Below are 19,938 nucleotides of genomic sequence, written 5' to 3'. Positions count from 1 at the left end.
TTGTCAGGGCGGCCCGAACCCCAGCCGCCGCAGCACGGCCTGCGCCGCCGGTTGCCGCAGCGCGGTGGCAAACGCCTGCGCCGCAGCGGGGGCATCGGCGCGCACCGCCATGCCATAGGCGGCCCCCACCTGCAGCGCGGGGGGCAGTTGCACCACCCGCAAGCGCGGCACCTCGGCCTGCGCGGCCACCGCGTTCGTGCAATAGGTCAGAAACACATCGGCCTGGCGCTGGTCCATCACCCATGCGTAAGTGCCCCGGCCGGCGGGCGGCTTGGGCGAGTCCGCGCCCCCCGTGAGCTTCAGGGCCTTGGCATCCAGCTGGGCATAGGCGCCCGGCTGAATCTTGTCGGCCTGGCGGAACAGCGCCCAGGCGTAGTCGCCCGACGGGTCGGCCTTGGGCGTGGACGTGCCCACGCGCACGTCACTGCGCAGCAAGGTGGCCAGCAAGGTGTCGGGGGTGGCGCTGATCTGTTCGCTGGTCAACGCACACAGCGCATTGCGCGTGAACACCACCGGCGCCCGCCAGCCGCCCCGGGCCGCCAGGCGCTCGGGATGGTCGGTGTCGGCCGAGGCAAAGACCTGGGCCGCCTCGCCCTTCTCGATGCGCTCGCGCAGCAGGCCCGAGGCCCCGAAGGTCAGCGCCACCTTCTGGCCGGTGCGGGCTTCATGGTCGCGCGCGATCTCGGTGAAGGCCTCGCGCAGGCTGCCGGCGGCATAGACCTGCACGGGTGCCTTTTCAGCGCCCAAGGCCTCGGCAGCCACCGTGGAACAGCCCGCCAGCGGCAGGGCCAGCACACAAACCACGGCCGCGGCCAAGGCCGCCGTCCTCACGCGGTGCTCCATGGCGCGTTCTCACGGGGCTGCGTTCGGGAAGAACAGCTGCTCGCCGCCAATCTTGTAGCTGGCGATGGCGGCCTGGCCCGCGGGCGACACCACCCAGTCCACGAACTTCTGCGCGTCCTGCGCCTTCACGTGCGGGTGTTTGGCGGGGTTCACCACCATCACGCCGTACTGGTTGAAGAGCCTGGTGTCGCCCTCGACCAGGATGGCCAGGTCGGCGCGGTTCTTGAAGTTGAGCCAGGTGCCCCGGTCGGCCAGCACGTAGGCGCCGCTCGATGCCGCGATGTTGAGCGCGGGCCCCATGCCGCAGCCGCATTCCTTGTAGCCGCTGCCCTTGGTGGCGTCGGCGCCCGCGAGCTTCCAGTAGCGCAGCTCGGCCGCGTGGGTGCCGCTCTTGTCGCCGCGCGAGATGAAGCCGCCGTTGGCCGCGGACAACTTCTGCAGGGCTTGCACGATGTCCTTGCCCTTGGTGCCCACCGGGTCGTTCCTGGGGCCGATCAGGATGAAGTCGTTGTACATCACGGGATAGCGCTTCACGCCCCAGCCATCGGCCACGAACTTTTCCTCGGCCGCCTGATCGTGCACGAACAGCACGTCGGCATCGCCCCGGCGCGCCATGTCCAGCGCCTGCCCCGTGCCCAGCGCTACCACCTTGGTATCGAGCCCGGTGGCCTTCTTGAACTCGGGCAGCAGGTAGCCGAACAGGCCCGACTGCTCCGTGGAGGTGGTGGACGCCATGGTGATGCTCTGCGCAAACGCGGAACCAGACGCTACCAAAACAATAGCTACCAGCGCTTTGTGTACCAGCGCTGCAGCGCGAAAAGTCTTGAAACTCGTCATACCAGCTCTCCTTTGACAAACAGACGGGCGGCCTCCGGCAGGGGGCCGTTGAAGAAATCGTGCACCGGCAGGTCGGCCACCAGGCGGCCATGCTCCATGTAGATCACGCGGCTGGCCAGGCGCTTGACCTGGCCCAGGTTATGGCTGCTGAACACCATGGTCACGGGGTGCGCCGGGCCTGCCGCGCTGTGGCTGGCGGCAAAGTCGGCCATCAGGGCCTCGACCTCGCGCTTGGCATGCGGGTCGAGGCTGGCGGTGGGTTCGTCCAGCAGCAGCACGTCGGGCCGCAGCGCCCAGGCGCGGGCCAGCGCCACGCGTTGCTGCTGCCCCCCCGACAGGGTGCGCGCGTTCTGCGCGGCGATGTCCCGCAGCCCCACGCGCTGCAGCGCCGTGAGCGCCGTGACTCGGGCATCGCGCCACCGCACGCCCCGCAGCCACAGGGCCAGCGCCACGTTGTTCCGTGCGCTGGTGCGCAGCATGTGCGGGCGCTGGAACAGCATGGCCTGGCGCAGCGCGGCATCGCACTGCAGGCCGCCCCCGCTGGCATCGGCCAGGCCGTTGAGCACGCGCAGCAGCGTGCTTTTGCCGCTGCCGTTGGCGCCCACCAGCGCCACGCGCTCGCCGGGGGTGATGCGCAGCGTGACACGGTCCAGCGCCTGCACGTGGCCGTAGCGCACGGTCACCTGGCGCAGGTCGACCCAGGGGTTTGCCAAGGGCCCGCTCATGCCGCCACCCCCACGGGGGTGCTGGAGGCAGAGCCGTCCACCCGTTCGCGCCAGCGGCGCACCAGCGCGATCAGCACATTGAGCGCCAGCACCACGGCCAGCAGGATGATGCCCAGCGCCAGCGCCAGGGGCAGGTCGCCCTTGCTGGTCTCCAGGGCGATGGCGGTGGTCATCACGCGCGTGAAGCCGTCGATGTTGCCGCCCACGATCATCACCGCGCCCACCTCCGAGATCGCGCGGCCAAACGATGCCAGCAGCACCGTCAGCAGGGCGTAGCGCTCGTCCCACGCCAGCAGCAGGGCGCGCAGCAGCGGGCCCGCGCCCATGGAGCGCAGCTGTTCGCCATGCGCGCGCTCGGCATCCTCCACCACCTGGCGCGTGAGCGCCGTGACCACCGGCAACACCAGGATGGCCTGCGCCAGCACCATGGCCTTGAAGCTGAACAGCCAGCCCAGCGAGCCCAGCGGCCCGCTGCGCGAGAGCACCAGGTACACCACCAGCCCCACCACCACCGACGGCACCGCCAGCAAGGTGTTGAGCACCGCCAGCGCGGCGCCGCGCCCGGCGAAGCGGGCCACGCCAAGCCAGGCGCCCAGCACCAGGCCCACGCCGCAGGCAAGAAGGCACGCCGTGGCGCTGACCGACAGGGAGCGGCCCACGATGGTCCACAGGACGGGGTCGGACGAGAGAGTGAGTTGCAGCGCTGTGCTCGCGCTTTCCGAGAGTGTGGACATGGGTTCGGCTATCGTAGGCACCCAACCAATATCCAGCGATATGAACTCCCGTGCATAGGGTCCAACTTCACTACACACTCAGCCGCGATGCCGGCAACGCGCTGATCCGCAACCCGCTGCCCGAACTGCTGCAGGCGGTGGCGGAGCACGGGTCCATCTCCGGCGCGGCGCGGGGGCTGGGCCTGTCCTACCGCCACGTCTGGGGGGCCCTCAAGCGCTGGGAGGACCAGCTGGGCGGCGAACTCATCATCTGGGGCAAGGGCCAGTCGGCGCAGCTCAGCGAGTTCGGCGCCAAGCTGCTGTGGGCGGAGCGGCAGGCCCAGGCACGGCTCGCGCCGCAGATCGCCGCGCTGCACGCCGACCTGGAACGCGCATTCGCCGTGGCCTTCGACCCCCACGCCCATGTGCTCACCCTGTACGCCAGCCATGACGACGCGCTGGCCGCGCTGCGCGCCCATGCCGCGGCGCACGGCGGAACGGGCGCGCTGCATCTGGACATCCGCTTCACCGGCAGCGTGGATGCCATCCGCGCGTTGAACGAAGGGCGCTGCACGCTGGCGGGCTTTCACACCGTGGACAACGCCAAGGCGGACTCTCTGACGGCACGCACCTACCAGCCCCTGCTGCAGCCCGGGCTGCACAAGATCATCGGCTTTGCCCAGCGCACCCAGGGCCTCATCGTCGCACCCGGCAACCCGCTGGCGCTGCACGGCCTGGACGACATCGCCCGCACCGGGGCCCGCTTCGTGAACCGGCCGCTGGGTACCGGCACGCGCGTGCTGCTCGACGACCTGCTCGCGCAAGCCGGGATCGGGGCCACCTCCATCGCGGGCTATGCGCTCAACGAACCCTCTCACACGGCGGTGGCGCAGGCCGTGGCCGCGGGTGCCGCGGACGTGGGCATGGGCATCGAGCTGGCCGCGCGGGCGCGCGGACTGGGCTTCGTGCCGCTGGTGCATGAGCGCTACCACCTGGCATGCCTCAAGGCCAGCCTGGACCAGCCCGCCACGCAGGCGCTGCGCGCGCTGCTGCAGACCCCCGAATGGCTGGAGCGGCTGGGGGCCCTGCCGGGCTACACCCCCCTGCACTGCGGCGAAGTCCTGGCCATGAGCACCGTGCTGCCCTGGTGGCGCTTTGCCCGCCCCAAGCGCCGGGCACGCGCCACGGCCTGAGGGACGGAAGGGGCCCGGGAGTCCGCTGAAGCGACTCCGAAGCCACAGGAGGCATGGGCAGCAGGCCGCCCGCCGGGAGACGGCGCGGTGGGCTGACACCGGAGAAAAAAGGCAGGAGAAAGAGGGGCAGACACCCGCCCCCCTGAGGAAAACCCCATGTCCGCGCGTCAGGCTTTCTTCAGCGGCGAAGGGGTAGGATGCGCGTTACTTTCGGACACCCGTTGGGATATTGCTGCGCGCCGTGCAGGCCGCGGACATGCCCCTGGGCCCAGCAGCGCATTGGGCCCGCCCCTTTTTTATACTCTCAGGAGACACCAAGTGTCAGCACTACTCAAATTAGCCTTGGGCATGGACTGGATTTCCGGCAAGCTCAGCAAGGTGGCCACGTGGACCGTCCTGGCCGCGGCGCTCATCTCGGCAGGCAACGCCTTCATCCGCTATGGCCTGGACCTCAGCTCCAACGCCTGGCTGGAGATCCAGTGGTACCTGTTCGCCGCCACCGTGATGCTGGGCGCCCCGTTCGTCCTCATGCTCAATGAGCACGTGCGCGTCGACATCATCTACGGCAAGCTGCGCGGCAACAAGCAGGTGTATGTCGATATCGCGGGCCTGGTGGTGTTTCTGCTGCCCGCCATGCTGCTGATCGCCTACCTGAGCTGGCCGCTGTTCACCCGTGCCTTCTTCTCGGGCGAAATGTCGGGCAATGCGGGGGGACTGATCCGCTGGCCCGCCATCCTGCTCATGCCGATCGGTTTTTCACTGATGTTCCTGCAGGGCTTGGCCGAGATCATCAAGCGCGTGGCCTATCTGCGCGGCATCTATCAGATGAGCACCCACTACGAGAAACCGGTTCAGTAATCCGGTCCGCAAGCGCCGAACCATGAACCCGTGGTGCCGCTGAGCTGCGAAGCCCGCCGCGCCACGCTCTCAATTCCGGATTTTCAGGAACAACAAAATGCAAATGGAAAACTTTGCCCCGATCATGTTCGCGGGCTTGGTGGTGGTGATGCTGATCGGCTTCCCCGTCGCCTTCTCGCTGGCCGCGCTGGGGCTGGCCTCGGGCTTCTTCGCCATCGAGATGGGCTGGTTCCCCGCCGTCTTCATGGCCAACCTGCCCATCAATATCTTCGGGATCCTGAGCAACGAGCTTTTGCTGGCCATTCCGTTCTTCACCTTCATGGGCGCCATCCTCGAGAAATGCGGCCTGGCCGAAGACATGCTCGACTCCATGGGCCAGCTCTTCGGCACCGTGCGCGGCGGCCTGGGCTACTCGGTGATCATCGTGGGCTTCATCCTGGGGGCCATCACCGGCACGGTGGCGGGCCAGGTGATCGCCATGGCGCTCATCTCGCTGCCCGTCATGATCCGCTATGGCTACAACATGCGCTACGCCACCGGCGTGCTGGCCGCCTCGGGCACCATCACGCAGCTGGTGCCGCCCTCGCTCGTGCTGATCGTGATGGCCGACCAGCTGGGACGCTCGGTGGGTGACATGTACCGCGGCGCCTGGGGTCCCTCCATCCTGCAGGTGCTGATCTTCGCGGGCTACACGTTCATGCTGGGCGTCTTCAAGCCCCACTACCTGCCGGGCATCCCGAAGGAAGCGCGCACCATGTCGGGCGCCAAGCTGTGGCTCAAGTGCCTGCGCGGCATCATCCCGTCGGCCCTGCTGATCTTCGCCGTGCTGGGCTCCATGGGCGGCCTGCCCGGCATCGACACCGCCATTGCGACGCCGACCGAGGCGGGCGCCATGGGCGTGGTGGGCGCCATGGTCCTGGCCGCGATCCACAAGCGCCTGACGCTGGCCCTGATGTGGGAAGCCATGCAGGGCACCATGCGCCTGACCGCCATGGTGGTGTTCATCCTGATCGGTGCACGCGTGTTCTCGATGGTGTTCCAGGGCGTGGACGGCGCCAAGTGGGTCGAACACATGCTCTCGGGCCTGCCCGGCGGCCAGATCGGCTTCCTGATCGCGGTGAACCTGTTCATCTTCTTCCTGGCGTTCTTCCTCGACTTCTTCGAGATCGCCTTCATCATCCTGCCCATGCTGGGCCCCGTGGCCGACAAGCTGGGCATCGACCTGATCTGGTTCGGCGTGCTGCTGTGCGTGAACATGCAGACGAGCTTCATGCACCCGCCCTTCGGTTTCGCGCTTTTCTACCTGCGGGGTATCGCCAACACGCTCTTCAAGGAAGGCCGCATTCCCAAGCCCGTGCTGTCCAGCGACATCTACATGGGCGCGATTCCCTGGGTGATCATGCAGCTGCTGCTGGTGACCATCGTGATCTTCGTGCCACAGACGGTGACCATGTTCCTGCCCAAACAGGAGATCATCGACACCGACAAGGTCCAGATCGAGGTGCCGACGGATGACCTGATGCGCTCGGAAGCCACGCCCGATGCGGGCGGAGAAACCGCCGGCGAGAACCCTTTCGGCAACGCCCCGGCTGAAGCAGCGTCGGAACCGGCAAAGTGATGCACAACAGGCCCATCCCCGCGCTCCCATTGCCATGCTGAACCTCACCCCGCTGCCCCTGCCCGAGCCCTTTCGATTTACACCCGAGGGCGGCACGGTCGTGGGCCCCGCGTTCTCGCGCTCGTTCCGGCTCATGGCCACCGTGATCGTGGGCGGTTGCGCCCTGTGGTTCGCCCAGCTGTGGACACGGGGAGCGCTGGGCAACTCGGTGGGCACGGGCACCGGATGGTTCATCGCGGGCCTGGCGCTGATGGCCTGGACCTGGTGGAGCATCATGGTGAGCACCACGCGCATGGACACGAAAGGCCTGCACCAGCGCTGGGTGTGGGACAAGGCCATGCCCTACGACGACCTGGCCTATGTGCGGCTGATCCGCGTGCGCGGGTTCAGCTGGCTCATCGCTCCCCGCCTGTACGTGCGCACGCTCGCCGGCAAGTTCACGGTGTTCTATGGCGCCACGCCCGCACTGATCGGCGAGTTCGAGCGCATGGGAAAAGAGCTCAGCGCCTTCCGGCAATTCTGAGCCGCCACGGCTTCGTGGAGAGGCGGGCACTCCGAGAGGGGTGCCCGCCTTTTTCATGCGCTCCACACGACGGCGGGCCCGACTCGCCAACGCGCAGCGGCGACTACTCTCCTGGCGGACGTTCCCGGGGCCCGTGTGCAACCTCCCGCGCCGTGCCCCCAGGCCTCTTGAACACTCCCCGCACGGCCACCGGGGGCGCTGCATGCCACACGCAGGGCAAGGTGAGCCAGGGGTTGGCCATGGGTGGAGCTGCGTGCCACGGGGATGAGGAGCCCGGCGGCGGCCCCGGCTCCCGCTGCGTGGGCCCATCCTCTGGCGAGCGGACCGAACAGCGAATAGAAAAACGACGCCCATGAAAAAACCGCGCCAGGGCGCGGTTTTCTTGTTGCACTGAGCGCGGTGGGGCGTCAGAGCTTGAGGGTCTGCATGTAGCTGTCGAAACGGCCTTCGGCCACGCGGAACCACGCCACCTGGTCGCGCTGGAAGTTGCGGAAGTCCGCATAGATCTTCTTCCACTCGGGGCTCTTGGCATCGTTCTCGGCGTACACCTCCTGGGAAGCCTTGAACGAAGCGTCCAGCACGTCCTTGGTGAAGGGCAGCAGCTTGATCTTCGCGCCGATCAGTTGCTTGAGGGCCACGGGGTTGCGGGCGTCGTACTTGGCCAGCATGTCCACGGCGGCGTGCGACGAAGCGGACTGGATGATGGCCTTGTTCTCGGCCGACAGGGCATCGAAGGCCTTCTGGTTGATGAAGAAGTCCACTTCAGGACCGCCTTCCCACCAGCCGGGGTAGTAGTAGTGAGGCGCCACCTTGTTGAAGCCCAGCTTCTGGTCGTCATAGGGGCCGACCCATTCCGCCGCATCGATGGTGCCTTTTTCCAGCGCCTGGTAGATTTCGCCGCCTGGCAGGCTTTGGGGAACAACACCCATCTTCTGCATCACTTCGCCGACGAGGCCGCCGCCCAGGCGCATCTTCAGGCCCTTGAGGTCAGCGACCGACTTGATTTCCTTGCGGTACCAGCCGCCCATCTGCGTGCCCGTGTTGCCGCCCGCGAAGCTCAGCATGCCGTAGCCTGCGTAGAACTCGTCCATCAGCTTGCGGCCGTTGCCGTGCATCATCCACGCGTTCATCTGGCGCGAGTTCATGCCGAACGGGATCGCGGAGCCCAGCGCGAACGCGGGGTTCTTGCCGTAGAAGTAGTACGGCACGGTGTGGCACATTTCCACGGAGCCTTGCTGCACGCCGTCAGCCACGCCCATGGCGGGCATCAGTTCGCCGCCAGCGTGCACCGAAATCTCGAACTTGCCGCCCGACATGGCCTTCACCGCATTGGCAAACACCTCGGCACCGCCGTAGATGGTGTCAAGGGGCTTGGGGAAGCTCGACGCAAGGCGCCAGCGCACGGCAGCCTGCGCGTGAACGGCAGGCGCAACACCCGCGGCCAGCACGCCCGCGATGCCCGCATGCTTGATGATTGAACGACGATCCATGTGGTTATCTCCGAAAACTCGATTGCACAACTTGGCGCAACGGGCGGTAACCCACGGGCCAAGAACCTTTTTACCGGAGTCGATTGTAGGAACATGCCCTGTGCCGGATTTGCGGGTTTTCCCGTGAAATCCCAGACGCCCGATCAGGGCTTCAGGGTTCTGCAAGCATCGGCTGCGCCCCGCGCGCACAAGGCCGCAACGGGCCGCATCGCCTGGAAGCGGCGTCAGATCTTCTGCGCCGACATGAAGGTGTCGTAGCGCGCTTCGGCAAAGCGGAACCAGAGGATCTGGTCGCGCTGGAAGTTGCGCATGTCCCCGTAGATCTTCTTCCACTCGGGGCTTTTGGAATCGTTGTGCGCAAAGACCTCCATGGAAGCCTTGAAGGCCGCATCCATGACACTTTGCGAGAACGGCAGCACCTTGGTCTTGGCGGCCACCAGCTGCTTGAGCGCGGTGGGGTTCAGCGCGTCGTACTTGGCCAGCATGTCCGCGTGCGCAATGGCGGCGGCTGCCTCCACGATGAGCTTGTTGTCGGCCGAGAGGCCGTCGAACGCCTTCTTGTGGATGAAGAAATCCACCTCGGGCCCGCCCTCCCACCAGCCGGGGTAATAGTAAAAGGGCGCCACCTTGTTGAACCCCAGCTTCTGGTCGTCATACGGCCCCACCCATTCGGCGGCGTCGATGGTGCCCTTTTGCAGGGCCTGGTAGATCTCGCCCCCCGGAATGCTCTGCGGAATGGCGCCCAGCCGGGACATCACTTCACCCACCAGACCGCCGCCCAGGCGCATCTTCATGCCCTTGAAGTCGCTCGGGCTCTTGATCTCGCGCAAGTACCACCCGCCCATCTGCGTGCCGGTGTTTCCCCCCGCGAAACTGACCATGCTGAAGCCGGCGTAGAACTCGTCCATGAGCTTGCGTCCATTGCCATGGAGCATCCAGGCGCTCATCTGGCGCGCGTTGAAGCCGAAGGGGATGGCCGAGCCCAGCGCGAAGGCGGGGCTCTTGCCGTAGAAGTAATACGGCACGGTATGGCACATCTCGACCGCGCCGCCCTGCACGGCGTCCACCACGCCAAATGCCGGCACGAGTTCGCCCCCCGCGTGCACGGAGATCTCGAAGCGGCCGTTCGTCATCACTTTCACGGCCTTGGCGAACACCTCCGCGCCGCCATAGATGGTGTCCAGCGACTTGGGGAAACTGGAGGCCAGGCGCCACCGGATGGATGCCTGCGCAAACACCGCGGGCGCCACGCCGGTGGCCAGGACCCCTGCGATACCTGCGTGTCTGACGAGAGAGCGGCGATCCATAGAACTTGTCTCCAAGAGGGGTGTTGGCAGGCGCGGGCGCATGGCGCCATTGCGGCGCTGGCGGGGGACGGGCACTGTTGCCTTTTGTCGCAATTGTAGGAGGAGGGTCCGCGGCTGGCCCTCTAGGTTTTCCCGGGCACGCAAGGCCATGCGCGGCACCGGCTGGCGGCCCCGCCGTCAGCGCCCCACCCTGTCCCGGAAAAAGCAGAGGGCACTGCCTGCGCATCCACCCACGGCATGCGGCCGCCGGCGAGGCCAGTCCGCGCAGCGCGGCCGTTCGCCCTAGCCCGGGAACCGCTTCTCTATCGCGTTGCGGATTCCCGCCGCGTCGAGCCCCTGCAATGCCAGGAGCCTGGCCGGATCGCCGTGCTCGATGAACACGTCCGGCAGGCCCAGCTGCAGCACCGGGCGCACGATGCCCATGGCGTTGAGCGCTTCGGTCACGGCGCTGCCCGCGCCGCCCATGATCGCGCCTTCTTCCAGCGTGACCAGCGCATCGTGGCGCTCGGCCACTTCACGCAGCAGCGCCTCGTCGACGGGCTTGGCCCAGCGCATGTTGACCACCGTGGCGTCCAGCGCCTCGGCCGCTTCGAGCGCGGGGTACAGCAGCGTGCCAAACGACAGGATGGCGATGCGCGGGGCACCGGCACGGGTGCCCTGGCGCTCGCGGCGGATCTCGCCCTTGCCAAAGGGCAGGCTGTCCAGGCCCGCCAGCGGCGCCACGCCCGCGCCGCTGCCGCGCGGGTAGCGCACGGCCACGGGGTGGTCCTGCTCGAAGGCGCTGCTCAGCAACTGGCGGCATTCGCGCTCGTCGGCCGGGCAGGCCATGCTCATGTTCGGGATGCAGCGCACAAACGGGATGTCATACGCCCCGGCATGCGTGGCGCCGTCCGCGCCCACCAGCCCGGCACGGTCGAGCGCGAACACCACGGGCAGGTTCTGCAGCGCCACGTCGTGGATTAGCTGGTCGTAGCCGCGCTGCAGGAAGGTGGAGTAGATCGCCACCACGGGCTTGACGCCCTCGCAGGCCATGCCGGCGGCGAACGTCACGGCGTGCTGCTCGGCGATGCCCACGTCGTAGTAGCGGTCCGGAAAGCGCTTTTCAAACTCGACCATGCCCGAGCCTTCGCGCATGGCGGGCGTGATGCCCACCAGGCGCCCGTCGTGCGCGGCCATGTCGCACAGCCACTGGCCGAACACCTGGGTGAAGGTGGGCTTCGGCGCGGCGCTGCTCTTGACCAGGCCCACGGCCGGGTCGAACTTGCCGGGGCCGTGGTAGGCCACGGGGTCGGCCTCGGCCAGCTTGTAGCCCTGGCCCTTCTTGGTAACCACGTGCAGGAACTGCGGGCCCTTGAGGCTCTTGATGTTCTCGAGCGTGGGGATCAGCGAATCGAGGTCGTGGCCGTCGATGGGACCGATGTAGTTGAAGCCGAACTTCTCGAACAGCGTGGCGGGCACCACCATGCCCTTGGCCTGCTGCTCGAAGCGCTTGGCCAGCTCCAGCAGGGGCGGCACGGGGCGCAGCACGGTCTTGCCCACGTTCTTGGCGGCGGCGTAGAACTGGCCGCTCATGAGCTGGGCCAGGTAGCGGTTGAGCGCACCGACGGGCGGGCTGATGCTCATGTCGTTGTCGTTGAGCACGACAAGCAGGTTGGCGTCGGCCACGCCGCCGTTGTTGAGCGCCTCGAAGGCCATGCCGGCGCTCATCGCGCCGTCGCCGATGATGGCCACCGCATGCCGGTCTTCTCCCTTGCGCTTGGCGGCCAGCGCCATGCCCAGTGCCGCCGAGATGCTGGTGCTCGAGTGCGCCGTTCCGAAGGTGTCATACACGCTTTCCGCCCGCTGCGGAAACCCCGAGATGCCGCCCAGCTGGCGCAGCGTATGCATGCGGTCGCGCCGGCCGGTCAGGATCTTGTGGGGGTAAGTCTGGTGGCCCACGTCCCACACGAGGCGGTCTTCGGGGGTGTTGAAGACGTGGTGCAGCGCCACGGTCAGCTCCACCGTGCCCAGGTTGGAGCTGAGGTGGCCGCCGGTCTGGGAGACGCTCTGCAGCACGAACTCGCGCAGTTCGGTGGCCAGCGCCTTGAGGTCTGCGCGCGAGAGCTTGCGCAGGTCTGCCGGGTCATTGATGTTCTGCAGCAGGGGAAAGGACGTCGTGGACATTTACTATTCTTTTTATAGCTTCCAGCGCTTTACCGATAAGCGCCAGTGGCCAGTTTGGTATGTTTCTTCATCGCGACGCGGCACGGCCAGGGCCCTGCTCAGTGCGAGCGGCGCACCACCATGTCCGCCAGGGCCGCCAGTGCGCGGGTATCGGGCAGGCCGCTGCGGGCCAGCGCCGCATGCGCCTCGCCCAGGAGTTCGTCGGCATGGGCCCGCGCGGGCTCCAGCCCAAGCAGCGAGACATAGGTGGGCTTGTCGGCCGCCGCGTCCTTGCCCGCCGTCTTGCCCAGCGTGGCCGAATCGGCCACCACGTCCAGGATGTCGTCGACCACCTGGAAAGCAAGGCCCATGGCGGCGCCATAGTCGGACAGCGCCTGGTACGCCGCGCCCACCGCATGGCCGCACACCGCGCCCATGAGCACGCTGCCCTGCAGCAGCGCGCCCGTCTTGAGGCGGTGCATCTGCCGCAGCTGGTCCTGCGTGAGCGCAACCCCCACGCTGGCCAGGTCGATCGCCTGCCCACCCGCCATGCCGGCCGACCCCGCAGCGCAGGCCAGCAGCCGGCACAGCGCGGCCTGGGTGGCCGCAGGGATGAGGGTGTTGTCCGGCGTCAGCAATTCGAACGCAAAGGCCTGCAGGGCGTCGCCCGCCAGCAGCGCCTGGGCCTCGCCAAACTGCACGTGCACCGTGGGCTTGCCCCGGCGCAGCACGTCGTTGTCCATGCAGGGCATGTCATCGTGCACCAGCGAGTAGGCGTGGATCAGCTCCACCGCGCAGGCCGCGCGCAGCGCCGCGTCGTCGAATACCGCGGAGGCGGAGGCACCGCTGCACACCGCCTCATAGGCCGCCAGCACCAGCAGGGGCCGCAGGCGCTTGCCGCCGTCGAGCACGGCGTAGCGCATGGCATCGCCCAGCCCGGCGGGCGCGCCGTGGCCCACCCACTGCGAGAGGGCCTGCTCCACGCGTGCCAGGTGGTTCTGGCTCCAGAGATTCATGTCAAGGGGTCGGCTCGCACACGCCATCGGCACCGCGCTCATTCCTGGTTCCATGGTTGCAGCTGTCCTTCGTCCAGCACCTTGATCTGGTCCTGCACGGCATCGAGCCGCTGGCGGCAGAACGCCAGCAGCGCCGCACCGCGCTGGTAGCCGGCCAGCATCTGGTCCAGCGGCAGCTGGCCCGATTCAATGCGGGCCACGAGTTGCTCCAGCTCTTCCAGCGCCGCTTCGTAGCTAGCGGGTTCGGCGGGGGGCGCGGGAGTTGCGGGGGCCTTGGGCATGGAGGGGGCGACGGTGCGCGGGTGAAAAACCGGTCATTTTAGGCGCACCACCGCGGCGCGGCGCGGGACGCCCCCCGGCGCGCTCCGCCCCCGGCGCCAGAAGCCTGTGTCCGGCCCGCCACGGGGCCGCGGCACGCCGTGAGCAGATGGCCGGAACAGGGGTTTCAATACACGTAAGTGGGATGCGGGAATAACCCCACCGCCTATAATCCCATTCCCGTCGAGCCGGCTCATCTCCTGAGCCGGTTTCTTTTTTCCAGATGCGCCCAGGCGCACCTCCCTGTGGGGAGTCTTTAGGTCAGGTCACCCATGTCTGATTTAAGTCTTCAACTGCAGCAGGCCGCAAGCCAACTACCAGTTTCAAGCTACTTTGACGATGCGCTGTTCCAGCGCGAGCTGGAGTCCATCTTCCAGCGCGGGCCCCGCTATGTGGGGCATCAACTGTCCGTGCCGAACGTCGGCGACTACTACGCACTGCCCCAGGAGGGCGAGGGCCGCGCCCTGGTGCGCAACGCCCAGGGCGGGGTCGAGCTCGTCTCCAACGTCTGCCGCCACCGCCAGGCCGTCATGCTCAAGGGCAAGGGCTCCCTGCACACCCAGCAAAAGGGCAGCGCGGGCGGCAACATCGTGTGCCCCCTGCACCGCTGGACCTACAGCCCCCAGGGCGAGCTGCTGGGCGCCCCGCACTTCGCGAACGACCCCTGCCTGAACCTGAACAACTACAAGCTGCGCGAGTGGAACGGCCTGCTGTTCGAGGACAACGGCTACGACGTGGCCGCCGACCTCGCCCAGATGGGCCCGCGCGCCGACCTGGACTTCGAGGGCTACGTGCTCGACCACGTGGAGCTGCACGAGTGCAACTACAACTGGAAGACCTTCATCGAGGTCTATCTCGAGGACTACCACGTGGGGCCCTTCCACCCGGGCCTGGGCAGCTTCGTGACCTGCGAGGACCTGCGCTGGGAGTTCGGCAAGAACTACTCGGTGCAGACCGTGGGCGTGGCCAACCGCCTGGGCAAGGCCGGCAGCCCCGTGTACGAGCGCTGGCATGAGGCCCTGCTCGCCTTCCGGGAGGGCAAGCCGCCCAAGCACGGAGCCATCTGGCTCACGCTGTACCCCCACATCATGGTGGAGTGGTACCCGCATGTGCTCACCGTGTCCACGCTGCACCCCATCAGCCCGACCAAGACGCTGAACATGGTGGAGTTCTACTACCCCGAAGAAATCGCGGCGTTCGAGCGCGAATTCGTCGAGGCGCAGAAGGCCGCCTATATGGAGACCTGCATCGAGGACGACGAGATCGGCGAGCGCATGGACGCAGGCCGCAAGGCGCTGCTGGCGCGCGGCGACAACGAGGTCGGCCCCTACCAAAGCCCCATGGAAGACGGCATGCAGCACTTCCACGAGTGGTACCGTGAGGCGATGGGCTCGGACACCATCGACCCGGCCACGCCAAAACGCTGAATACGGCGGCAAAACCCCGCCAATCCGCAGGCCCACCATGGTCTGCTCTCATTAAAATAGCTGCCAGTGCTTAAAAAATAAGCGCTGGCAGCTATTTTCATTTCTGCGCCCCACGGCGCGCCTCGAGAGACCACAACCCGATGCAAGCCCTCTGGATGGTGTTGGCCGCGTTCCTGTTTGCCAGCATGGGCGTGTGCGTCAAGATCGCGTCGGACTTTTTCAACTCGGCCGAGCTGGTGTGCTACCGGGGCCTGATCGGCATGTTCATCCTGTGGCTGCTGGCGCGCTCGCAAAAGGTGACGCTGGCGACGCAATACCCCGGCATGCACGCCTGGCGCAGCCTGGTGGGCGTGACCTCGCTCGGAGCCTGGTTCTTCGCCATCGCCCACCTGCCCCTGGCCACGGCCATGACGCTCAACTACATGAGCAGCGTGTGGATCGCCGCCTTCCTGATCGGGGGCACGCTGCTGGCCTGGCGCCCCTCGCCAGCCACCCCGCGCCCGGCCCTGCAAGGCCCGCTGGTACTCACCGTGCTGGTCGGTTTCGTGGGCGTGGTGCTGATGCTGCGCCCCAGCCTGGACCAGAACCAGGCCTTTGCCGGCCTGATCGGGCTGATGTCGGGCCTGACGGCTGCGTTTGCCTATATGCAGGTGGTGGCGCTGTCGCGCCTGGGCGAGCCCGAGTCGCGCACCGTCTTCTACTTCGCCGTCGGCTCGGCGGTGGCGGGCGGCGTGGCCATGCTGTTCACCGGCACCTCGGCCTGGCCGGGCTGGCAGGCGCTGTGGCTGCTGCCCATCGGCGTGCTGGCCGCGGGCGGCCAGCTGTGCATGACCAAGGCCTACGCCAGCGCCAAGACCCAGCGCGGCACGCTGGTGGTGGCCAATCTGCAGTATTCAGGCATCGTGTTCGCCGCCGTCTACAGCGTGCTGCTGTTTGGCGACAAGATCCCGCCCATCGGCTGGATCGGCATGGCCCTCATCGTGGGCAGCGGTATCGTGGCCACCATCCTGCGGGCCCGCGCCGCGCCCGGTGCGCCGGCCGAAGAACATTGATACGAAGTGGGCATGCCATCGGCTTTCCAACTGGACACAATGGAGCCCGTCTTTCCCTTCGCACCGGACCGCACCCCATGACCTACACGACCCTCATCTCCGCCCCCGAACTGCAAGCCCTGGCCGCCAGCGGCGCGCCGCTGATGGTGTTCGACTGCAGCTTCGACCTGATGCATCCCAGCGCGGGCGCCCAGCAGTACGCGCAGGCCCACCTTCCCGGCGCCGTGTACGCCGACCTCAACAACGACCTGAGCGCCAGGCACGGCGCGCCCGGCGCCGGCGGCACGCTCACCGCGCAGGAAGCCGACCTGCCCGCGTCCGGCGGCCGCCACCCGCTGCCCAGCCGCGAACGGTTTGCCATGTGGCTGTCCAGCGTGGGCTTCGCCAACAACATGCAGGCCGTCGTGTACGACCGCCAGGGTGCCAACTACTGCGGCCGGCTGTGGTGGATGCTCAAGTGGGCGGGCCACGATGCCGCGGCCGTCCTCGATGGCGGCCTGCAGGCCTGGCAGGCCGCGGGCGGCCCGGTGGCCAGCGGCGAGGAACCCGCGCGCTTTCAGTCCAACTTCCAGCTGGGCGAACCCCTGCGCCGGCTGGCCACTGCCGCCGACGTGCTGACCCGGCTGCGGCAGCCCGGCCAGACCGTGGTCGATGCGCGGGCGGGTGCCCGCTACCGTGGCGAGGTGGAGCCGCTGGACCCGGTGGCGGGCCACATCCCCGGCGCGCTCAATCGCCCGTTCACCGAGAACATCGCCGCCGATGGCCGCTTCAAGCCTGCTGACGTGCTGCGCTCTGAATTTGAAGCGCTGCTAGGCGGCCGTGACCCCGCCACCGTGGTGCACCAGTGCGGCAGCGGCGTGAGCGCCGTGCCCAATCTGCTGGGCATGGAGATAGCCGGCCTCGGCCCGACAGCATTGTTTGCTGGCAGCTGGAGCGAGTGGTGTTCAGACCCCACGCGCCCGGTCGAAAAAGGCTGATCCAGCGTCCAGCACGGCAGCGCAGGTTGTAAAAGTGCAAAAAAGATGGTTTTGAGGGTGCTATCAAAACCATGAACAGAAGTGGGCAGCCTGGGCCCACTGCCACAGCAGCGACCACCGCCTGAAATGCCAGCCTGCACCTGATGTGCGTGTAGGGCAAATTCCTACACAGCCCACCGCAGAACCAGACACGCGGCACAGCCAAACCCCGACTTAATTTCTGATTGGGGCGGTTTCACAATCCATTTCAACGGATCACGCAAAACCTGCAATCAGCAGGCAACGCAAGACCCGGCACTGGAAAAAAGGAAGCTGCCATGACCAACGAACAAATCCTCGCTGAAATCCGCGAAGCCAACCTCACCTACCTGATGTTGGCCCAAACCCTGATCCGTCAGGACAAGGCCGAAGCCGTGTTCCGCTTGGGCATGAACGAGGAGTCTGCCGATATTCTCGCATCGCTGTCGGCGGCGCAAGTGATGAAACTGGCCTCCAGAAACACGCTTCTTTGCAGCTTCCGCGTGGACGACAACCTGGTGTGGAGCCTGCTCACCAACCACTCGGCCAAGAAGGTGGGCAACGAGGCCACCAACACGCTGCACGCCAACATCCTGATGGCCAGCCGCGTGTCCGAAGTGCTCTGAGCCCACCGCCAGACCTTTGCACCGAACGCCCTCCATCTCTCTCGCCGAAAGCCCGCCATGTCCTCCACCACCGCCGCCAAAGCCCCAGCCAAGAGCGTTCTGAACGAATCCAAGCAGATCGAACGCGCCGCCATGCTGATCCAGATGGGCGCCCGCATGCAGGTGCTGGAGTCGGAAACCACGCTGTCGTACGAGCGCCTGATCCGCCTGTACAAGGAAATCGCGGGCAAGTCGCCATCGAAGGGCCAGCTGCCCTTCTCCACCGACTGGTTCCTGACCTGGCAGGAGAACATCCACAGCTCGCTGTTTTTGAACATCTACGAATACCTGTCCAAGGGCGTGGACCTGGATTCGGTGGAGCTGCTGACCAAGGCCTACCGCCTGTACAACGAACAGGTGGCCACGGCCGAGATCGAACCCCTGCTGTCGTTCACCCGCGCCTGGCGTCTGGTGAAATTCGTGGATGCCGGCATGCTCACCCGCACCAAGTGCGCCCAGTGCAGCGGCCAGTTCGTGACCGAGCTGTACGAGAACCGCCATTTCACCTGTGGCCTGTGCAACCCACCCGCCCGCGCTGGCAAGAGCAAGACGGCCGGTGCACTGATGCTGCACTAAGTACATCCCCCCGAGCGGCTTTGCCGCTTCCCCCTTCTCTCGAACCGCTACGCGATTCGGGAAAGGGGACGATGCCCTCGCTGCGGGGCGGCCCTTGCCTGCCATCCCTGGCAGGGGGAAGGCAGCGCCAGTTCGTAAGGCTCGCCCGGTCGGGTCGAGCGTTCAAGAATCCAAGTCAAATTGGCACTTTGCGCTTATAAAAAAAGCGCGAGCAGCTATCAAATTAATATCAAATCCGGTTGAGGCCTGCGAGCGCCCTGCTACCTCCCGGCCAGCAGCGCCCGCACGTTTTCATCCATGGGCACCGCATAGTTGTGCGCCGCCACCACGGTGTTGCCCACGGGGTTCACCAGCTTGAGGCTGATGTACACCACCGACGTGGACACCGCGTACGTGCCCACCACCACCGCCTGCGCGTCCTGGGCCTGGCTCACCTCGCGCACCTCGCGCGACAGCAGCAGCTCGCCCTGGTCGCGCTGCAGCAGCAGGTTCTCGCGCAGTTTCACCTCGGTCACCTTCAGGCCCCGGTGCACCATGCGGCCCGCGATCTGCTCGGAGAAGATGCGGCCCAGCCGCGACGATTCGGTAAGCCGGTCCACACTGACCAGCGTGGCCACCAGCACGGGCTGGTTGGCGTCCAGCGGTGCGGTCTGCAGCAGCGCATCGGTGGCGCGTTCATTCAGCTCGATGAGGTTGCTGCGCGATACTCCGCCCGCCCGGTCGCCGTAGTAGTAGCTGTGCATGGGGTTGGTCACGCAGCCCTGCAGCAGGCCCAGTGTCATGAGTCCCACCAATGCCAGCACAGCAGCGGGCGCCCGGGCTGGCATCCTGACGCTGAAGGATGGCCGGGCCGTCATGGCGCAACCACCCGCCAGGTCTTCACTGGCGTGGGCGGCGGGGGTGCTGGCGGGGGAGGCGGGGACATCTCGGGCGCCTTGGTCTTGTAGAGCACCGAATCCTCCTGCTCGATGTAGTACACGTCGGCGGTGCGCGCCAGATACCGGTCGCCGCCCTCCAGGGAGGTGGTGATCAGCACCTCGGTGCGCGTGGGGCCGCCTGCGGCCGGGCCGCTGATGGCGTACTGCGTGAGGTCGGTCACCAGGCCCAGGCCCGTGACACCGGCCAGCATGGAGCCCGCGCTCTGGTGGTACAGGTACCAGTCGCGCGCCACGCCCACCCCCAGCGCCAGGCGCGTCCAGGGCAGGGGGCCCATGCTGTTGACCCGCGCCTCGTGCTGCACCAGCTGCGTCTCGAACGTCATGGTGACAGCCGTGGGCTGGGTGGACAGCGTCACGCCCTTATCCAGCAGCCGCGTGATCAGGAGCTTGCGAAAGCCGTTGTTGAAGCTCGTATCGCCCGCGGACGGCGCCACGTAGATGGGGTACTCGCCCGCCGACCAGGCGCTGATCTTGCCGGCCACGCGGCTGGCCACGTCGTCGGCCAGCACGTCCCAGTGGTGCACGGCGCGCGCCTTCTTCTGGTCGGTGGCGGAATAGTTGTCGGCGCGCGGCACGTCCAGGGACGAGCAGCCGCCCAGCAGCAGCAACGCCGCCACGGCGGCGGTGGCGGCCCAGAACGGCACCCGGGCGAGGGATCGGTGGTGTTTCATGCGCACGAGCCCTTTGTTGACGTGGTGTGGA

General features: G+C 67.1%; 20 protein-coding genes. 9 read left to right on the top strand and 11 right to left on the bottom strand.

Translation table 11 applies throughout. The features are described 5' to 3' along the window. Positions 1-3 precede the first annotated feature (3 nt). From AC1RCS_RS20820 to AC1RCS_RS20805, 4 genes are read right to left on the bottom strand one after another with little or no spacing between them, the layout of a single operon-like run. Positions 4-843: a molybdate ABC transporter substrate-binding protein gene (locus AC1RCS_RS20820; RefSeq protein WP_492245774.1), complete on the bottom strand. Its 840-nt coding sequence runs from the start codon at positions 841-843 to the stop codon at positions 4-6. 9 nt (positions 844-852) lie between these two features. After that, positions 853-1,680, bottom strand: coding sequence for an ABC transporter substrate-binding protein (locus AC1RCS_RS20815; protein WP_492245775.1), 828 nt, complete (start codon positions 1,678-1,680; stop codon positions 853-855). After that, the gene (locus tag AC1RCS_RS20810; protein ID WP_218341672.1) at positions 1,677-2,405 is read right to left on the bottom strand and encodes an ABC transporter ATP-binding protein; all 729 of its coding nucleotides are present in this window, start codon (positions 2,403-2,405) and stop codon (positions 1,677-1,679) included. Before AC1RCS_RS20810 ends, AC1RCS_RS20815 begins: the two co-directional genes overlap by 4 nt. After that, a complete protein-coding gene (locus AC1RCS_RS20805; protein ID WP_218293776.1) occupies positions 2,402-3,139 on the bottom strand; it encodes an ABC transporter permease in 738 nt (245 codons plus the stop codon). The genes AC1RCS_RS20810 and AC1RCS_RS20805 overlap by 4 nt, the downstream gene beginning before the upstream one ends. A 50-nt stretch (positions 3,140-3,189) precedes the next feature. Between AC1RCS_RS20805 and AC1RCS_RS20800 the strand changes: the two genes are divergently transcribed. From AC1RCS_RS20800 to AC1RCS_RS20785, 4 genes are all read left to right on the top strand, one after another. After that, positions 3,190-4,311 (top strand): substrate-binding domain-containing protein, encoded by a 1,122-nt coding sequence (locus AC1RCS_RS20800; protein WP_218293774.1) that lies wholly within the window; start codon positions 3,190-3,192, stop codon positions 4,309-4,311. A gap of 318 nt (positions 4,312-4,629) precedes the next feature. Beyond that, entirely contained in the window at positions 4,630-5,169 is a 540-nt protein-coding gene (locus AC1RCS_RS20795; RefSeq protein ID WP_218293772.1) for a TRAP transporter small permease subunit, read from the top strand. A 97-nt stretch (positions 5,170-5,266) separates the two neighbouring features. Next, the gene (locus tag AC1RCS_RS20790) at positions 5,267-6,787 is read left to right on the top strand and encodes a TRAP transporter large permease (protein WP_218293771.1); all 1,521 of its coding nucleotides are present in this window, start codon (positions 5,267-5,269) and stop codon (positions 6,785-6,787) included. A gap of 34 nt (positions 6,788-6,821) precedes the next feature. Then, entirely contained in the window at positions 6,822-7,310 is a 489-nt protein-coding gene (locus AC1RCS_RS20785) for a hypothetical protein (protein WP_218293769.1), read from the top strand. A gap of 407 nt (positions 7,311-7,717) precedes the next feature. On the opposite strand, the gene AC1RCS_RS20780 is transcribed toward AC1RCS_RS20785, so the two are convergent. From AC1RCS_RS20780 to xseB, 5 genes are all read right to left on the bottom strand, one after another. Next, on the bottom strand, positions 7,718-8,800 hold the full coding sequence (locus AC1RCS_RS20780) for a TRAP transporter substrate-binding protein (protein ID WP_218293768.1): 1,083 nt from the start codon (positions 8,798-8,800) through the stop codon (positions 7,718-7,720). Between the two features lie 224 nt (positions 8,801-9,024). Further along, positions 9,025-10,107: a TRAP transporter substrate-binding protein gene (locus AC1RCS_RS20775; protein ID WP_218293766.1), complete on the bottom strand. Its 1,083-nt coding sequence runs from the start codon at positions 10,105-10,107 to the stop codon at positions 9,025-9,027. A gap of 282 nt (positions 10,108-10,389) precedes the next feature. Then, entirely contained in the window at positions 10,390-12,270 is a 1,881-nt protein-coding gene (gene dxs, locus AC1RCS_RS20770) for a 1-deoxy-D-xylulose-5-phosphate synthase (protein ID WP_218341673.1), read from the bottom strand. Between the two features lie 98 nt (positions 12,271-12,368). Continuing rightward, positions 12,369-13,307 (bottom strand): polyprenyl synthetase family protein, encoded by a 939-nt coding sequence (locus AC1RCS_RS20765; protein WP_218294430.1) that lies wholly within the window; start codon positions 13,305-13,307, stop codon positions 12,369-12,371. Continuing rightward, entirely contained in the window at positions 13,304-13,546 is a 243-nt protein-coding gene (gene xseB / locus AC1RCS_RS20760) for an exodeoxyribonuclease VII small subunit (protein WP_218293763.1), read from the bottom strand. Before xseB ends, AC1RCS_RS20765 begins: the two co-directional genes overlap by 4 nt. A gap of 309 nt (positions 13,547-13,855) precedes the next feature. Between xseB and AC1RCS_RS20755 the strand changes: the two genes are divergently transcribed. From AC1RCS_RS20755 to flhC, 5 genes are all read left to right on the top strand, one after another. Continuing rightward, positions 13,856-15,010, top strand: a complete 1,155-nt coding sequence (locus tag AC1RCS_RS20755) for an aromatic ring-hydroxylating oxygenase subunit alpha (protein WP_492245776.1) — start codon at positions 13,856-13,858, stop codon at positions 15,008-15,010. 140 nt (positions 15,011-15,150) lie between these two features. Next, on the top strand, positions 15,151-16,062 hold the full coding sequence (locus AC1RCS_RS20750) for a DMT family transporter (protein ID WP_218293761.1): 912 nt from the start codon (positions 15,151-15,153) through the stop codon (positions 16,060-16,062). A 77-nt stretch (positions 16,063-16,139) separates the two neighbouring features. Continuing rightward, a complete protein-coding gene (locus tag AC1RCS_RS20745; RefSeq protein ID WP_492245777.1) occupies positions 16,140-17,039 on the top strand; it encodes a sulfurtransferase in 900 nt (299 codons plus the stop codon). A gap of 317 nt (positions 17,040-17,356) precedes the next feature. Next, positions 17,357-17,683 carry a flagellar transcriptional regulator FlhD gene (flhD, locus tag AC1RCS_RS20740; protein ID WP_056166924.1) on the top strand — a complete coding sequence of 109 codons (327 nt, stop codon included), beginning with the start codon at positions 17,357-17,359 and terminating at the stop codon, positions 17,681-17,683. Positions 17,684-17,740: 57 nt separating this feature from the next. Then, positions 17,741-18,298, top strand: coding sequence for a flagellar transcriptional regulator FlhC (flhC, locus tag AC1RCS_RS20735; protein WP_218293757.1), 558 nt, complete (start codon positions 17,741-17,743; stop codon positions 18,296-18,298). A gap of 260 nt (positions 18,299-18,558) precedes the next feature. Here flhC and AC1RCS_RS20730 read toward each other — a convergent pair whose 3' ends face one another. Both AC1RCS_RS20730 and AC1RCS_RS20725 read right to left on the bottom strand, forming a co-directional pair. Next, positions 18,559-19,080: a FlgO family outer membrane protein gene (locus AC1RCS_RS20730; protein ID WP_492245778.1), complete on the bottom strand. Its 522-nt coding sequence runs from the start codon at positions 19,078-19,080 to the stop codon at positions 18,559-18,561. Positions 19,081-19,151: 71 nt separating this feature from the next. Beyond that, positions 19,152-19,907 (bottom strand): hypothetical protein, encoded by a 756-nt coding sequence (locus AC1RCS_RS20725; protein ID WP_492245779.1) that lies wholly within the window; start codon positions 19,905-19,907, stop codon positions 19,152-19,154. Positions 19,908-19,938 lie beyond the last annotated feature (31 nt).

The organism is Acidovorax sp. GW823-FHT01C06, assembly GCF_058798375.1.
This window is presented reverse-complemented; position numbering and strand designations above follow the sequence as displayed.

Bases quoted from the DNA above. Each gene is read 5' to 3' on its own strand.
- AC1RCS_RS20820 (WP_492245774.1), bottom strand. From the start codon at position 843: ATGGAGCACCGCGTGAGGACGGCGGCCTTGGCCGCGGCCGTGGTTTGT.
- AC1RCS_RS20815 (WP_492245775.1), bottom strand. From the start codon at position 1,680: ATGACGAGTTTCAAGACTTTTCGCGCTGCAGCGCTGGTACACAAAGCG.
- AC1RCS_RS20810 (WP_218341672.1), bottom strand. From the start codon at position 2,405: ATGAGCGGGCCCTTGGCAAACCCCTGGGTCGACCTGCGCCAGGTGACC.
- AC1RCS_RS20805 (WP_218293776.1), bottom strand. From the start codon at position 3,139: ATGTCCACACTCTCGGAAAGCGCGAGCACAGCGCTGCAACTCACTCTC.
- AC1RCS_RS20790 (WP_218293771.1), top strand. From the start codon at position 5,267: ATGCAAATGGAAAACTTTGCCCCGATCATGTTCGCGGGCTTGGTGGTG.
- AC1RCS_RS20785 (WP_218293769.1), top strand. From the start codon at position 6,822: ATGCTGAACCTCACCCCGCTGCCCCTGCCCGAGCCCTTTCGATTTACA.
- AC1RCS_RS20780 (WP_218293768.1), bottom strand. From the start codon at position 8,800: ATGGATCGTCGTTCAATCATCAAGCATGCGGGCATCGCGGGCGTGCTG.
- AC1RCS_RS20775 (WP_218293766.1), bottom strand. From the start codon at position 10,107: ATGGATCGCCGCTCTCTCGTCAGACACGCAGGTATCGCAGGGGTCCTG.
- dxs (WP_218341673.1), bottom strand. From the start codon at position 12,270: ATGTCCACGACGTCCTTTCCCCTGCTGCAGAACATCAATGACCCGGCA.
- AC1RCS_RS20765 (WP_218294430.1), bottom strand. From the start codon at position 13,307: ATGAGCGCGGTGCCGATGGCGTGTGCGAGCCGACCCCTTGACATGAAT.
- xseB (WP_218293763.1), bottom strand. From the start codon at position 13,546: ATGCCCAAGGCCCCCGCAACTCCCGCGCCCCCCGCCGAACCCGCTAGC.
- AC1RCS_RS20755 (WP_492245776.1), top strand. From the start codon at position 13,856: ATGTCTGATTTAAGTCTTCAACTGCAGCAGGCCGCAAGCCAACTACCA.
- AC1RCS_RS20750 (WP_218293761.1), top strand. From the start codon at position 15,151: ATGCAAGCCCTCTGGATGGTGTTGGCCGCGTTCCTGTTTGCCAGCATG.
- AC1RCS_RS20745 (WP_492245777.1), top strand. From the start codon at position 16,140: ATGACCTACACGACCCTCATCTCCGCCCCCGAACTGCAAGCCCTGGCC.
- flhD (WP_056166924.1), top strand. From the start codon at position 17,357: ATGACCAACGAACAAATCCTCGCTGAAATCCGCGAAGCCAACCTCACC.
- flhC (WP_218293757.1), top strand. From the start codon at position 17,741: ATGTCCTCCACCACCGCCGCCAAAGCCCCAGCCAAGAGCGTTCTGAAC.
- AC1RCS_RS20730 (WP_492245778.1), bottom strand. From the start codon at position 19,080: ATGACACTGGGCCTGCTGCAGGGCTGCGTGACCAACCCCATGCACAGC.
- AC1RCS_RS20725 (WP_492245779.1), bottom strand. From the start codon at position 19,907: ATGAAACACCACCGATCCCTCGCCCGGGTGCCGTTCTGGGCCGCCACC.